Genomic DNA, 12,696 nt, shown 5'->3' with positions numbered 1-12,696 from the left:
GCCCGCTGAAGGGCGACGCCCTCGGTGCCTCGGTGGTCACACGCTAGAGGGGGCACGGCCGCCCGCGCTTCTCGATTCCTGATCCACCGGAAATCGGAACGGACCCGTCCGGGGGAATCCGTGTCGGCCCGCGGTGTCCGGGTACGCGGTCGGCACCCCCTGAGGATGTGGAGGGAGACATGCAGCGAGGCAGCGACCGGATGAGCGTCCACCGCGACGACGAGATGAAGCACGAACTGCAGGGTCTGCTCAGGTCCGGGCACCCCACCCGCAGCGAGGAGTGGAACGACCCGGAGCCGGCCGCCGAGGACGACCCGGACGTCATGTACGGACCGGTGACACCGGGCCGCGGCCCGACCTACCTGGAGGCCCTGCGCCTCGAGCTGGCCCGGAACCTGACCCGGGGCAGCTTCCCCGCGGGACCGCGGGAACTGACCCGCGCGCTGCGTCGCACAAACGCGCCGGACGCCCTCGTGGAAGGGCTCGACCGGCTGCCGCACAAGGCGCGCTACGACAACGTCCAGGAGCTGGCGGTGGCCCTCACCGAGAGCGGCCCGTCCGGTCCGTCCGGTAAATGAACGAAGGGAGTCCGAACTCTATGCGCATCGCATTCCTCACCGCGCCCGAGGGCGTGGAACAGGTCGAACTGACCGAGCCGTGGCAGGCGGCGAAGGACGCTGGGCACGAGCCCGTGCTCGTCTCCACGCAGTCCGGGGAGATCCAGGGCTTCAACCACCTCGACAAGGCGGACACGTTCCCGGTGGACGAGGTGGTGGGTGACACGTCCGCCGACTCCTTCGGCGGCCTGGTCCTGCCCGGCGGGGTGGCCAACCCCGACTTCCTGCGGACGGACGAGAAGGCCGTGGCGTTCGTCAGGGACTTCTTCGAGCAGGGCCGGCCGGTGGCCGCCATCTGCCACGCGCCGTGGACGCTCGTCGAGGCGGACGTCGTGCGCGGCCGCACCCTGACCTCGTGGCCCAGTCTGCGGACCGACCTGCGCAACGCGGGCGCCACCTGGGTCGACGAGCAGGTCAAGGTCTGCGACGGGGGCAGCAACGTCCTGGTCACCAGCCGCAAGCCGGACGACCTCAAGGCGTTCTGCGAGACCTATCTCGCGGAGTTCGCCAAGGCGGCCGGCTGAGGCCGGGACCGCCAGGACGCTGACACGCAGGCGGGCCCGGGAGCACGGACGGACGGGCCACGGCTGGACGGCGGGCCACCGGCGGCGGGCGACCGCCGGTGGCCCGCCGCCTTGCTCAGCCGCCGGGCTCAGCCGCCGGGCTCAGCCTCCAGGCTCAGCCGCCCGGCGCGGCGCTCTGCCCGCAGCCGCGTTCCCGGGCGCCCTCGCGGGTGCGGCCGGCGGCCACCGGGCGCCGGGGGTTGCGGCGCAGCCATTCGCCCTCCAGCCGGGCCATCCGGTCGTTGTGGGCCCGCAGCGCGTCGTTCGACCCGTACAGGAGGGTGTCGTGGCGCGTGCGGTGGATGGTCTCCAGCTCTTTCATCAACTGCTGGTCGTCCAGGCGGCCCGGGTCCACTCCGGTCGTGCTGCCGCCCCGCGTGTCGTGTTCGTTCATGCGTCCCGGGTACCCGCCCCGCAGCACTACCACCCCCGAGCGGCACCCGGGAGGGCAGCCACATGGATCTCGCGTTTCTGCATCCCCTCTACGAGCACCAGGGACCCTGGGCCTCCGTCTACGTCGACCTCTCCCGCCACACGGAGGACACCCCTCACGAGCGCGAGCTGACGGCCGCCGCCGTGGCCCGGGAGCTGGCGGAGCAGGGCGCCGACGAGGCCACCTGCCGGGCGGTGCGGGAGGCGGTGGACGAGCTGCGGCACGCGACCGATCCGCACGGGCGGGCCCTGTTCGCCTGTGCCGGGCAGGTGGTCCTCGATCCGCCGCTGGCCCGGCCGCCGTACGGCGGGACGACCGCCGACTGGGCCCCGCTGCCGCACGTCACGCCGCTGCTCGACCTGGCCGGCGAGGACCCGGTGTGCGTGGTGGCCTACATCGACCGCAAGGGCGCCGACTTCGAGCTGCGCAGCGCGCTGGGCAGCTCCGACGCGGGCGGTGTGACCGGCCGGACCTGGCCGCTGCACCGCACGAGCAGCGCGGACTGGTCGGAGCGCCACTTCCAGCTCCGGGTGGAGAACACCTGGGAGCACAACGCGGCGGAGATCGCGGACGCGCTCGCCGTGTGCCAGGAGGAGACGGGCGCCGACCTGCTGATCCTGGTGGGCGACGACCGGGAGCGGCGGTCGGTGCACGAGCGGCTGCCCGACCGCCTGCAGGAGCGCGTCGCCGAGGCCTCGCGCGGCGCCGGCAGCAGGCTGCTGGACGACGACGTGGAGGGGCTGCGCGAGGAGCACGTCCGCAGCCGCGCCCGGCAGGACCTGGACCGGTTCCTGGCCGCCAGGTCGCCGGACGAGGAGGGCCGGGCCGGCGCGGCGGAGGGCGTTCCCGCGCTGGTCGAGGCGGCCCGGGAGCACCGCATCGACGAGCTGCTGGTGATCCCGGACGCCCCCGACACGCACCGCGAGGTGTGGATCGGCGAGGACGCCGACCAGGTGGCGGTGCGCCGGACCGAGCTGAAGACGCTGGGCGAGCAGAACTCCTGGTCGGCCCGTGCGGACGACGCCCTGCTGCGCTCGGCGGTGATGACCGGCGCCCCCGCGATCTCGGTGACGCCGGTGCAGCCGCCGGAGACCTCCCGGAAGGCGCCGGTGGGCGGCCTGGGGGCGCTGCTGCGCTGGAAGTGACGCGGGCCGGGGCGGGCTCAGCGCGCCCGCTCGACCCGCCGTTCGTCCCAGACCGGTTCCGGCGTCTCGCGCACGCGCCCGTCGCTGCCGAAGACCAGGTACCGGTCGAAGGAGCGGGCGAACCAGCGGTCGTGGGTGACCGCGAGGACCGTGCCCTCGAAGCCCTCCAGGCCCTCCTGGAGGGCTTCGGCCGACTCGAGGTCGAGGTTGTCGGTGGGCTCGTCCAGGAGCAGGGCCGTGACGCCCTGGAGTTCGAGCAGCAGGATCTGGAAGCGGGCCTGCTGGCCGCCGGAGAGCCGGTCGAAGGCCTGCTCGGCCTGCTGGGTCAGTTCGTAGCGGCGCAGCCGGGACATGGCGGCGCCCCGGTCCTGGGAGTGCTCGGTCCACAGGATGTCCAGGAGGGTGCGGCCCAGCAGTTCGGGATGGGCGTGGGTCTGCGCGAAGTGGCCGGGGAGCACGCGCGCCCCCAGCTTCCACTCCCCGGTGTGCGCCACGTCGTCGCCGGCCAGCAGCCGCAGGAAGTGCGACTTGCCGGAGCCGTTGGAGCCGAGGACGGCGACCCGTTCGCCGTAGAAGACCTCCAGGTCGAAGGGTTTCATCAGGCCCGTGAGTTCCAGCCGCCGGCAGGTGACGGCGCGGACACCGGTGCGGCCGCCCTTCAGGCGCATCCTGATGTCCTGCTCGCGCGGCGGCTCGGGCGGCGGGCCCGCCTCCTCGAACTTGCGCAGCCTGGTCTGGGCGGCCCGGTAGCGGGAGGCCATGTCCGGGCTGTTCTCGGCGGCCTGGCGCAGGGTCAGGACGAGCTTCTTGAGCTGGGCGTGCTTCTCGTCCCAGCGGCGGCGCAGTTCCTCGAAGCGGGCGAAGCGTTCCCGGCGTGCCTCGTGGAAGGTGGCGAAGCCGCCGCCGTGCACCCAGGCGTCGGCGCCCGCGGGACCGGGTTCCACGGAGACGATCTTCTGCGCGGTGCGGGCGAGCAGTTCGCGGTCGTGGGAGACGAAGAGCACGGTCTTGCGGGTCTCGGCGAGCCGCTCCTCCAGCCAGCGCTTGCCGGGCACGTCGAGGTAGTTGTCCGGCTCGTCGAGCAGCAGCACCTCGTCGGTGCCGCGCAGCAGTGCCTCCAGGACGAGGCGCTTCTGCTCGCCGCCGGAGAGCGTGCTCACCCGGCGCCACTGGGCCTTCTCATAGGGCACCCCGAGCGCGGCGGTGGTGCAGATGTCCCACAGCGTCTCGGCCTCGTACCCGCGTGCCTCGGCCCAGTCGGCGAGGGCCTGCGCATACGCGAGCTGGGCGGCCTCGTCGTCGACCGTCATGATCGCGTGCTCGGCGGCGTCGACGGCCCGCGCGGCCTCGCGGATGCGGGGCTGTGCCACGGACACCAGCAGGTCGCGCACGGTGGACTCGTCCCGTACGGAGCCGACGAACTGGCGCATGACGCCGAGGCCGCCGCTGACGGTGACGGAGCCGCCGTGCGGCTTCAGCTCGCCGGCCAGCAGGCGCAGCAGGGTGGTCTTGCCCGCGCCGTTGGGTCCGACGAGGGCCACGACGGCCCCCTCCCCCACCCGGAAGGAGACGTCGCCGAGCAGCGCCCTCCCGTCGGGGAGGCAGTACTCCAGGTGCGCGGCTTCGAGGTGACCCATGGGACCGGATTCTGCGGCTCCGGACGGGCCCCGGGCAAACCGTTTTCGGCCGCCCGACGGGGACGCGCGGCACGTGGGGCGCGCCACCGGCAGCAAACGCCGTCCGCAGGGTAGGCGGGACCCATGAGTCCCGACCTAGACCTCACCGCCCCGACGCCCGGCCCGCACCCCCTCCGCGACGGCTTCCTGCGGCTGGACCAGCGCGTCTTCGAGGCCGTCGCCACCCGCGCCTGGCCCGGCGCGGGGCCCCTGCTGCCCCGGTTGAGCCGCAGCGCCAACCACGGAGTGCTGTGGTTCGCGGCGGGCGCCGCGCTGGCCGCGACCCGCACCCCCAGGGCCCGGCGGGCCGCCGCTCGGGGCCTGGCCTCGCTGGGCCTGGCCTCGCTGACGATCAACACCCTCGGCAAGCGTTCGGTGCGCAGGCCCCGGCCGGTCCTCGACCCGGTGCCGCTGGTGCGCCGGCTCAAGCGGCAGCCGATCACGACGTCGTTCCCGTCCGGGCACGCCGCGTCGGCCGCCGCGTTCGCGACCGGCGTCGCGCTGGAGTCCCCGGCGTGGGGTGCGGCGATCGCCCCGGTCGCGGGCGCGGTCGCCCTGTCCCGGGTCTACACCGGCGTCCACTTCCCGAGCGACGTCCTGGCCGGCGCGGCGCTCGGGGCGGGCGCCGCGTTCGCCGTGCGGGGGCTGGTGCCCACGCGGGCCCAGCACGTCCCGCCGGCCCGGCCGCGTGCCGAGGTGCCCGCGCTGCCCGGCGGCGAGGGGCTCGTCATGGTCGCCAACATCGGCTCGGGCACCTCGGACCGGGTGCGGTCCCTGTGCGACGCGCTGCCCGACGCCGAGGTCGTCGAGTGCGAGCCGGGGGACGTGGGGGCCGAGCTGGAGAAGGCGGCCGGGCACGCCCGGGTGCTCGGCGTCTGCGGGGGCGACGGCACCGTGAACGCGGCGGCCGAGGTCGCCCTCCGCCACGGTCTGCCCCTGGCGGTCCTGCCCGGCGGCACGCTCAACCACTTCGCCTACGACCTGGGCGTGGAGGACGTACGGGACCTGTGCGGGGCGCTGGAGCGGGGCGAGGGGGTGCGGGTGGACGTGGGCCGCTTCGCCTCCGGCGGGCGGCGCGGCGTCTTCCTGAACACCTTCAGCCTCGGCGTGTACCCGGAGCTGGTCAACGAGCGGGAGCGCTGGTCGCCGCGGATCGGCGGCTGGCCGGCCGGGGTGCTGGCGGCCGTACGGGTGCTGCGCGCCGACCGGCATCCGCTGGAGGCGGAGGTGCGCGGCCGCAGGCGTCCGCTGTGGATGCTGTTCGCGGGCAACGGCACCTACCACCGCCGGGGGCTCGCCTCGGGACGCCGGCTCGACCTGGCGGACGGCCAGTTGGACGTGCGCGTGGTGCACGGGGGGCGCCGGCCCGCCCTGCGGCTGCTCTCCGCGGCGCTCGCGGGACCGCTGACCCGCTCCCCCGCCCACGCGGCGGTGCAGGTGCCCCGGCTGCGCCTGTCGGGGGTCGCACCCGGGACGCTGATGGCGTACGACGGCGAACTGACCGAGACCGAGGGCGACCTGACGCTGGAGAAGCTGCCCGAGGCGCTGACGGTGTACCGGCCGATGCCCGGCGGCGGCCTCCTGTCCTGACGCTCCGTCAGTCCACATGGCAGAACGGATGTCTCACCATGCGGCTGCCGGGCGTACCGTGACGGCACCGTCCGGAGAGGGGATCCACCATGCCGAAGCCGCAGGAGACCGCCGTCTACACCCACGGGCACCACGAGTCCGTGCTCCGCTCGCACACCTGGCGCACCGCCGAGAACTCCGCCGCCTACCTCCTGGGGTCTCTGCGGCCGCACATGCGGATCCTGGACGTCGGCTGCGGCCCCGGCACCATCACCGCGGACCTCGCGGAACGGGTGCCGGACGGCCACGTCACCGGCGTGGACCGGGCCCCGGAGATCGTGGCGGCGGCCCGGGCCGCGGCCGCGGCGCGCGGCCTGGACAACACCGACTTCGCGGTCGCCGACGTGCACGCGCTGGACTACCCGGACGACACCTTCTGCGTGGTCCACGCGCACCAGGTGCTCCAGCACGTGGGCGACCCGGTGCGGGCGCTGCGGGAGATGAAGCGGGTCGCCCGGCCGAACGGGATCGTCGCCGTGCGGGACTCCGACTACGGCGCCATGACCTGGTTCCCCGCGTCGGCGGGCATGGACGACTGGCTGGACCTGTACCACCGGGTGGCCCGCGCCAACGGGGGCGAGCCGGACGCCGGGCGCCGGCTGAAGGCCTGGGCGCTGGCGGCCGGGTTCACCGACATCACGGCGACCTCGGCCACCTGGACCTTCACCACGCCCGAGGAGCGGGAGTGGTGGAGCGGCCTGTGGGCGGACCGCACCCTGGCGTCGGCGTACGCGGAGCGTGCCACCGAGGGCGGTCATGCGACGCCGGAGCAACTGCGGGCCGTCTCGGCCGCCTGGCGGGAGTGGGGAAAGCGGCCGGAAGGCTGGTTCGGTGTCCTGCACGGGGAGATTCTGTGCCGAAAAGAAGCATGACCGACGCCTGTTCGGAGAATTCCGGGAAACCAGTACGGCAGGAGGTTCAACATTATGGTTCCGCTTCTGCTCGTACTGCTTCTCGCGATCGTCCTTTTCGGTATCGGGTTCGCGGTGAAGGTTCTCTGGTGGATCGCTCTGGCGGTCCTGGTCCTGTGGCTGATCGGTTTCCTGGCCCGCGGGACGAAGACCGGTGGCGGCAGGGGCCGCTGGTACCGGTGGTGAACGACCGGTGACTGACTGACGACGACGGACGGCGACTGACGAACGACACATGACGAGGCTGCTGCCCCGGGAGGCTTCTCACTCCCGGGGCAGCAGCGGTCCCAGCGGCCCGAGGTCCAGGTTCAGGTCCTCGGGCCGCAGTCCGTAGCGGTCGCGCAGTTCGGTCATGCGGTCGTCGAGGAGCATCAGGGTGAGCCCGATCCGCTCCTCCTGGTCCTCGCTGAGGTCGCCCTCGTCGACGCGGCGCAGCGCCTGGCGCTCCATGAGCTGGCGCAGCAGCTCGACGACCGTGAGCACCAGCTTGATCAGGTCGCGCTCGACCGTGTCGGGGTCGAGGTCGAGGCGGCGGTTGCCGGGCTCGGGCGGTTCGGCACGTCCGGTGGGGTGGGTCATGTCAGTCCCCGAACGGCGAGGGGACGTTGCGGTTGACCGAGCTGATCAGCGCGTTCAGGTCGATGCGGACCAGGTCGACGTCCGCGATGCGCAGCGTGACGTCGCCGGTGATGACCACTCCGCCGGCCAGCAGCCGGTCGAGGAGGTCCACCAGGGCGATCTCCCGGCGCTCCACGACGGTCATGAGTCCTCCCCCGCCTTCTTCCCGGCGCCCTCTTCCGTCCCCTCCTGCTCTCCGGCGAAGGAATAGGCCGCCCAGGGGCCGGTGAGTTCCACGCGAATTCCGGGGGCGTCGTCCTTCGTACGGTCCACCATTTCGACGAATTCCTCGGACGCGTCGCGGCCCACCAGATAGGCGGCATTGAGCACGTTCCGTCCCTCGGCCCCGGAAAGGCGGGGATTCTGCGGCGCGTGCAGCCGCGCGTCGTCGGCCCGGCCGGAGAGCGTCCTGTGCAGACCGGTGGCGAACTCCTCGGCCCGGCTCCACAGGTCCTCGTTGGCCCGGGACTGTCTGCGCCGGCGGCGCAGGTAGTCCCGGCCGGACACGGGCCGTTGCTCGGGCTCGGCGGGCGCGGCGGACCGCTCGGAGTCCGCCTGCTCCGTCCGCTCCGGCTCGACGTACACCTTCACGCCCCACTCCACCCGGCCCTCCAGCCGGTCGAGCGTGCGCCGGAAGGCCGACTCGCGTTCCTCCAGCATCACGCGTACGCCGCTGTCGTCCCGGAAGACGGTGGCCAGCCGGAGCGGCAGGGGGGTGGTCACGGCGGTGAGGGCGTCGACGACCTGCTGGTGGGCGCGGGCGGTGGCGGTCAGCCAGTCCAGGTCCTCCAGGTGGGCGCGCAGCGCCTCCTCGCCGAAGTCGGCCTCGGGCACGTGGCTGACCACCGCGACCAGGTCGCCGTGCGGCAGCAGCCGGGGCGGGTCGCCCGCCACCCCGCCGAGCTGGGCCTGCAGGGGTGTGTCGAAGGGCCGGCAGACGGCGTAGACGTAGCGCAGTCCGGTCACGGTGCCTCCCTCGGTACTCGGCCCGGGTCCAGCTCACGCAGGCGTTCGCGCAGCGCCGCGTTCTCCCGGGTGAGTTCGTCGTGCCGGGCGCGCGAGGACAGTGCGGGGTCGCTCTCCCACCAGTCGATGCCCATCTCCTTGGCCTTGTCGACGGAAGCCACGACGAGCCGCAGCTTGATGGTCAGCAGCTCGATGTCGAGCAGGTTGATCTTGATGTCGCCCGCGATCACGACTCCCTTGTCGAGCACCCGTTCCAGGATGTCGGCGAGGTTGGCGCTCTGTCCCTGGCCGTAGGGTTCGGGCAACCGGCTGGGGGTGGTCATCGACGGCTCCCGCCCTCGGCGTCCTCGTACTCCTCACGGGACGCGTACTCGTCCTCCCCGGCTTCCTCGTCCTCCTCCTCGGGCTCCTCGTCGTACTCGTCCTCCGGTTCCTCCTCGTAGCCCTCCTCGGGCTCGTCCTCCGGCTCTTCCTCGTCGTCCTCGCCCCCGGGCTCCTCCTCGTAGCGGTCGTCGCCGGGCTCCTGCTCCTGCTCCCCGTCGTCCTGCCGCTCCTCCCGGTCCTCTTCCTCCTCCGCGACCGCGTCCTCGTGGCTGCGGACGACCTCGCCGTCGCGGATCTCGCCGCGCCAGCCGTCGTCGGCCTCGCCCTTGAACGTGATGTGGCGGACGTAGTTCTTGAGGTCGAGCCGGGCCCGGCGGCCCTGGGCGCGCCAGATGTTGCCGGTCTTCTCGAACAGGCCGCTCGGGTAGTACTCGATGACCAGGACCACGCGGGTGAGGCGGTCGGCGAGCCGGTGGAAACTGACGACTCCCTTGGTCGTGCCCTTGGCGCCCTCCGACGTCCAGGAGATCCGGTCGTCGGGCACCTGCTCGGTGGTCGTCGCCTTCCAGCTCCGGTTGGACCACAGGACCTTGAGCTGCCAGTCGGAGGTCGTGTCGTCGGCGCGGTTCGCGCTCTTGACGCCCTTGGCGAAGGTGCTGAAGTCCTGGTACTGGGTCCACTGGTCGTAGGCCGTGCGCAGCGGTACGCCGACGTCGACGTACTCGATGATGACCGTCGGCTTCTGACCGCCGCCGCCCTTCTTCCCGCCCTTGCCGCCGGCGAGGTTCTTGAACGCGCCGACCACGTTGTCCTTCATCTTGCCCGCGCCGACCTCGAGGGCGGCCCGCATCGGGCTCTTGCCCTCGGCGAGCTTGCGTCCGCCGTCGAGGGCGAGCTTGGCGAATCCCGGGCTGTTGCCCTCGGCGATGTCGTTGAGCCTGCCGGTCGTCTCGCCGAGCTTGGTGCCGAGGCCGGTGAGCAGCCGGGTGGCCTGGGCGGCGAGGTAGTCCTGCACCTCCGCCTTCAGGCGGTCGGCCGCCTCGCTCTGGGCCACGTCGGCCAGCGGGTTCTTCTTCGCGGCGTCTCCTGCCCCGGAGGCCGCCGATCCCAGGGTGCCGCTCATCGCTCACCACCGCCCTTCGGCTGCCGGGCACGGGACGTCTTCTTGGCGGCCGTCTTCTTCGCGGGCTGGGTGCGCTTCGCGGCGGCCTTCTTCGCGGGGGCCTTGGCCGCGGACTTCTTCGCGGGCGCCTTCCGGGCCGTCTTCCGCGCCTCGGCCGGAGCCTTCCCGGCCGGCCGCTCACGCCTCGGCGCGCGCCGCTCGCGCGGCTCCTCGCGCCGCCGCTCCCCGGCCTCGTCGGGCTCCTCGGCCTCCTCGCGCTGCTCCGGCTCCTCGTGCTCGTCGTGCTCGTCGTGCTCGTCGTGCTCGTCCTGCTCCGAGTCCTCCGAGGCCTCGGAGTCGCGGGAGTCGTCGGATCCGGCAGCGGGTGCCCGGGACGCCACGCCGGAGAGCTCGTCGCGCACCTGCGCGGTGCGCCCGTGCAGCCGGTCGGCCAGCGCGCCCATCTGCCGCTCCACCAGCGCGCCCGAGGCCGCCTTGCCCACGCCTCGCAGGTCCGTGCGGAGCTGGTCCCCGATCTCCTTGAACTGCGGGTTGTTCTGCAGTTGCCCGGAGACCAGCTCGGCGACGCCCTTGGGGGTGAGGTTCAACTTCTTGCCGGCCACCATGCTGCCCACGGCGACCGCGAATTTCAGTTTCTTCGTGCGTCCCAGCAGATAGCCGGCCCCTATCGCGAGGCCCAGTCCCATTCGGTTCATGGTGCCGTCCCGTTGCCCAATCCCGCGCTCGTGCGCGTAGCGGTCTCCAGCCGGTCCAGAAGCTCGTCCTCCTGTCGGTCGAACTCCTCCTCGGTGATCTCGCCGGCCTCCAACTGCTCCTCCAGGCGGGCAAGTTCGGCCCGTATCGTGGCGGGGTCGTAGTAGATCCGCTCGGCCTCCGCGAGTACCTGTCTGATGGCCCAGCCACTGCCGCGCGCCGGGGCGAGCGGCAGCAGGAGGATCTCCGAGATGAGTCCCATGCCGTCACCCCGCTCCGGCGCCCGCCCCGCCGGCCGCGGTGCCCGCGGGCTCGGCCGGTCCGGGCTCCACGAAGCTGTACGGCGGCAGCGGACCGTTGACGCGGACCTCGAGATGAGGCATCTCGGCACGGGCCCGCTCGACGGCGGCCAGGAACGCGTCGGCCGCCTCCCGCTTCACCAGGAACGAGACGTTGGCCAGCCAGCCCGTGGACTCGGGCCCCACGCTCACCGCGTCGGCGGCCGGCTCCAGGGCGCGCTCCAGCGTGGTGGCGTCCTCGGCCTCCTTGTCCTTGACCGCGGCCGCGACCATCTCGCCGAGCTGGATCTTCGTCTCGTACGTGCCGCCCCCGGCCTGCCGGTTGGACTCCGCCAGGGCGCGGATCTCGGGGTTCTGGGCCATCACGTGGTGGAGCACGGCCTCTTCGACGTGGGTGGCCTTGATGTTGTACTCCACCCGGCCGTCCAGCGCCTTCAAGCGCTCCCCGTAGTGCTCGGCGCGCTCGGCGAGCACCCCGGTGACCGTCTCGTCGTCCGGGGCGACGCTGCCGAAGCGCATCGGCAGCACACAGCCCTCCGCGCCGATCTCGCTCAGTACGTTCTGGTGGGCGAGCAGTTCCCTGCGCTTGGGGCGCAGGTCCTCGGGCGCGTCGCTGACGACGGCCGCCAGGTCGCCCTCCTTGAGGATCCGCACCTCGCGCGGCGGATCGCCGACTCCGCCCGTGCCCTCGGGAAGCGCGGGATGCGTGGCGGCGGTGATGCCGTAGACGTACGTACTCACTCCTGCTCCTCCTTCCGGCGCGAGGGCGCGGTCTTGCGGGCGCGCGGACGCGATGAGGTCTCGCGCTCGGAGCCGCCCTCGTCACGGGCCTGCTTGAACGCGTCGGAGATGGTCTCGGCCGCGCCGGACAGCGCCCCCTTGGACTTGCCCCGGGCGCCGGACTCGGTCATCTCGCCGACCAGGTCGGGCAGCCCCGGGTCCTTGCGCGGCCCGGCCTCCAGGTCGAGCCGGTTGCACGCCTCGGCGAAGCGCAGATACGTGTCCACGCTGGCGACGACGACACGGACGTCGATCTTCAGGATCTCGATGCCGACCAGGGAGACACGCACGAACGCGTCGATGACGAGCCCCCTGTCCAGAACAAGCTCAAGCACGTCGTAGAGGCCGCTGCTGCCGCCTCCGCCGCCGGTCTGTTGTGCCGGTACGACAGTCATGCCGGGTGTTCCTCCCTCGTGTCGGGGTGTGGTGGGTTCGCGTGTACGGGCGGCGCGCGGTGCGCCGTTCTAGCGGCTGCCCCGGGCGTCGGCCCGGCCGCGCTCGTAGCGCCGTACGCGCCGGTAGCCGGTGAGCTGTCCCTCGGCGTCCAGGTCCACCTGGTAGCTCGCCATCAGGCTCATGGTGTCGGGCACCCGCTCCAGCTCCAGGACCTCGACCTCCAGCGCCCAGCCCTCCTCCGTCTGCTCGAAGGACGACACGGACTCGGGCGTCATGCCGGTGAGCTCCGCCAGCTGGGCTCGCGCCTCGCGCAGAACCTCCATAGGCTTGGGACGATGAGACTTCTGTGGTGTGTGTGACTCGCGGGAGTCCTGTGACTCGCGCGCGTTTCGGTGCGAATCTTGGGATTCGGGCGTCTTCTTGGTGTTCGTCATGGCCACCTCGTCACTCGGGTGGCCGCATGCGGGTGCGCCAAACCTCGCTCGCCCCACCTCGCCGGACCGGACCGGGCCTCGCGGGGCAT

At 72.9% G+C, this 12,696-nt stretch carries 18 protein-coding genes; 6 read left to right on the top strand and 12 right to left on the bottom strand.

From position 1 onward, the window contains the following. Positions 1-179: 179 nt before the first annotated feature. On the top strand, positions 180-578 hold the full coding sequence (locus Sdi02f_RS01285; RefSeq protein ID WP_031083109.1) for a DUF2795 domain-containing protein: 399 nt from the start codon (positions 180-182) through the stop codon (positions 576-578). A gap of 20 nt (positions 579-598) precedes the next feature. Then, positions 599-1,141, top strand: coding sequence for a type 1 glutamine amidotransferase domain-containing protein (locus Sdi02f_RS01280; protein WP_030400960.1), 543 nt, complete (start codon positions 599-601; stop codon positions 1,139-1,141). A gap of 154 nt (positions 1,142-1,295) precedes the next feature. Here Sdi02f_RS01280 and Sdi02f_RS01275 read toward each other — a convergent pair whose 3' ends face one another. Continuing rightward, positions 1,296-1,574, bottom strand: a complete 279-nt coding sequence (locus Sdi02f_RS01275) for a DUF6158 family protein (RefSeq protein WP_030400959.1) — start codon at positions 1,572-1,574, stop codon at positions 1,296-1,298. Positions 1,575-1,636: 62 nt separating this feature from the next. On the opposite strand from Sdi02f_RS01275, the gene Sdi02f_RS01270 reads away from it, so the two are divergent. Continuing rightward, complete coding sequence (locus Sdi02f_RS01270; protein WP_030400958.1) at positions 1,637-2,758, top strand: baeRF2 domain-containing protein; 1,122 nt, start codon at positions 1,637-1,639, stop codon at positions 2,756-2,758. A gap of 17 nt (positions 2,759-2,775) precedes the next feature. On the opposite strand, the gene Sdi02f_RS01265 is transcribed toward Sdi02f_RS01270, so the two are convergent. Next, complete coding sequence (locus Sdi02f_RS01265) at positions 2,776-4,395, bottom strand: ABC-F family ATP-binding cassette domain-containing protein (RefSeq protein WP_030400957.1); 1,620 nt, start codon at positions 4,393-4,395, stop codon at positions 2,776-2,778. A gap of 123 nt (positions 4,396-4,518) precedes the next feature. Here Sdi02f_RS01265 and Sdi02f_RS01260 point away from each other — a divergent pair, with 123 nt between their 5' ends. From Sdi02f_RS01260 to Sdi02f_RS01250, 3 genes are all read left to right on the top strand, one after another. Continuing rightward, positions 4,519-6,024: a bifunctional phosphatase PAP2/diacylglycerol kinase family protein gene (locus tag Sdi02f_RS01260; protein ID WP_030400956.1), complete on the top strand. Its 1,506-nt coding sequence runs from the start codon at positions 4,519-4,521 to the stop codon at positions 6,022-6,024. Positions 6,025-6,113: 89 nt separating this feature from the next. Beyond that, positions 6,114-6,935 (top strand): class I SAM-dependent methyltransferase, encoded by an 822-nt coding sequence (locus Sdi02f_RS01255; RefSeq protein ID WP_030400955.1) that lies wholly within the window; start codon positions 6,114-6,116, stop codon positions 6,933-6,935. A 54-nt stretch (positions 6,936-6,989) separates the two neighbouring features. Continuing rightward, the gene (locus tag Sdi02f_RS01250) at positions 6,990-7,160 is read left to right on the top strand and encodes a hypothetical protein (protein WP_030400954.1); all 171 of its coding nucleotides are present in this window, start codon (positions 6,990-6,992) and stop codon (positions 7,158-7,160) included. 78 nt (positions 7,161-7,238) lie between these two features. On the opposite strand, the gene Sdi02f_RS01245 is transcribed toward Sdi02f_RS01250, so the two are convergent. The 10 genes from Sdi02f_RS01245 to Sdi02f_RS01200 all read right to left on the bottom strand — a co-directional run bounded on the left by Sdi02f_RS01245 (position 7,239) and on the right by Sdi02f_RS01200 (position 12,607). Continuing rightward, complete coding sequence (locus Sdi02f_RS01245; protein ID WP_030400953.1) at positions 7,239-7,553, bottom strand: gas vesicle protein K; 315 nt, start codon at positions 7,551-7,553, stop codon at positions 7,239-7,241. 1 nt (position 7,554) lies between these two features. After that, positions 7,555-7,737 carry a gas vesicle protein gene (locus Sdi02f_RS01240; protein ID WP_003972471.1) on the bottom strand — a complete coding sequence of 61 codons (183 nt, stop codon included), beginning with the start codon at positions 7,735-7,737 and terminating at the stop codon, positions 7,555-7,557. After that, the gene (locus Sdi02f_RS01235) at positions 7,734-8,558 is read right to left on the bottom strand and encodes a GvpL/GvpF family gas vesicle protein (protein WP_030400952.1); all 825 of its coding nucleotides are present in this window, start codon (positions 8,556-8,558) and stop codon (positions 7,734-7,736) included. The genes Sdi02f_RS01240 and Sdi02f_RS01235 overlap by 4 nt, the downstream gene beginning before the upstream one ends. Beyond that, positions 8,555-8,881: a gas vesicle protein gene (locus Sdi02f_RS01230; protein WP_030400951.1), complete on the bottom strand. Its 327-nt coding sequence runs from the start codon at positions 8,879-8,881 to the stop codon at positions 8,555-8,557. Before Sdi02f_RS01230 ends, Sdi02f_RS01235 begins: the two co-directional genes overlap by 4 nt. Further along, complete coding sequence (locus Sdi02f_RS01225) at positions 8,878-10,005, bottom strand: SRPBCC family protein (protein WP_030400950.1); 1,128 nt, start codon at positions 10,003-10,005, stop codon at positions 8,878-8,880. Before Sdi02f_RS01225 ends, Sdi02f_RS01230 begins: the two co-directional genes overlap by 4 nt. Continuing rightward, positions 10,002-10,700 (bottom strand): hypothetical protein, encoded by a 699-nt coding sequence (locus Sdi02f_RS01220; protein WP_030400949.1) that lies wholly within the window; start codon positions 10,698-10,700, stop codon positions 10,002-10,004. The genes Sdi02f_RS01225 and Sdi02f_RS01220 overlap by 4 nt, the downstream gene beginning before the upstream one ends. Further along, a complete protein-coding gene (locus Sdi02f_RS01215; protein WP_030400948.1) occupies positions 10,697-10,960 on the bottom strand; it encodes a gas vesicle protein GvpG in 264 nt (87 codons plus the stop codon). Before Sdi02f_RS01215 ends, Sdi02f_RS01220 begins: the two co-directional genes overlap by 4 nt. 4 nt (positions 10,961-10,964) lie before the next feature. Then, positions 10,965-11,738, bottom strand: coding sequence for a GvpL/GvpF family gas vesicle protein (locus tag Sdi02f_RS01210; protein WP_030400947.1), 774 nt, complete (start codon positions 11,736-11,738; stop codon positions 10,965-10,967). After that, positions 11,735-12,172, bottom strand: a complete 438-nt coding sequence (locus Sdi02f_RS01205) for a gas vesicle structural protein GvpA (RefSeq protein WP_030400946.1) — start codon at positions 12,170-12,172, stop codon at positions 11,735-11,737. Before Sdi02f_RS01205 ends, Sdi02f_RS01210 begins: the two co-directional genes overlap by 4 nt. A gap of 69 nt (positions 12,173-12,241) precedes the next feature. Continuing rightward, entirely contained in the window at positions 12,242-12,607 is a 366-nt protein-coding gene (locus tag Sdi02f_RS01200; RefSeq protein ID WP_078869388.1) for a gas vesicle protein GvpO, read from the bottom strand. Between the last annotated feature and the right edge of the window lie 89 nt (positions 12,608-12,696).

This window comes from Streptomyces ardesiacus, from assembly GCF_003112575.1.
Lineage (GTDB): Bacteria > Actinomycetota > Actinomycetes > Streptomycetales > Streptomycetaceae > Streptomyces > Streptomyces ardesiacus.
The sequence above is the reverse complement of the archived record's forward strand: the minus strand, read 5'-3'. Positions and strand labels throughout refer to the sequence as shown.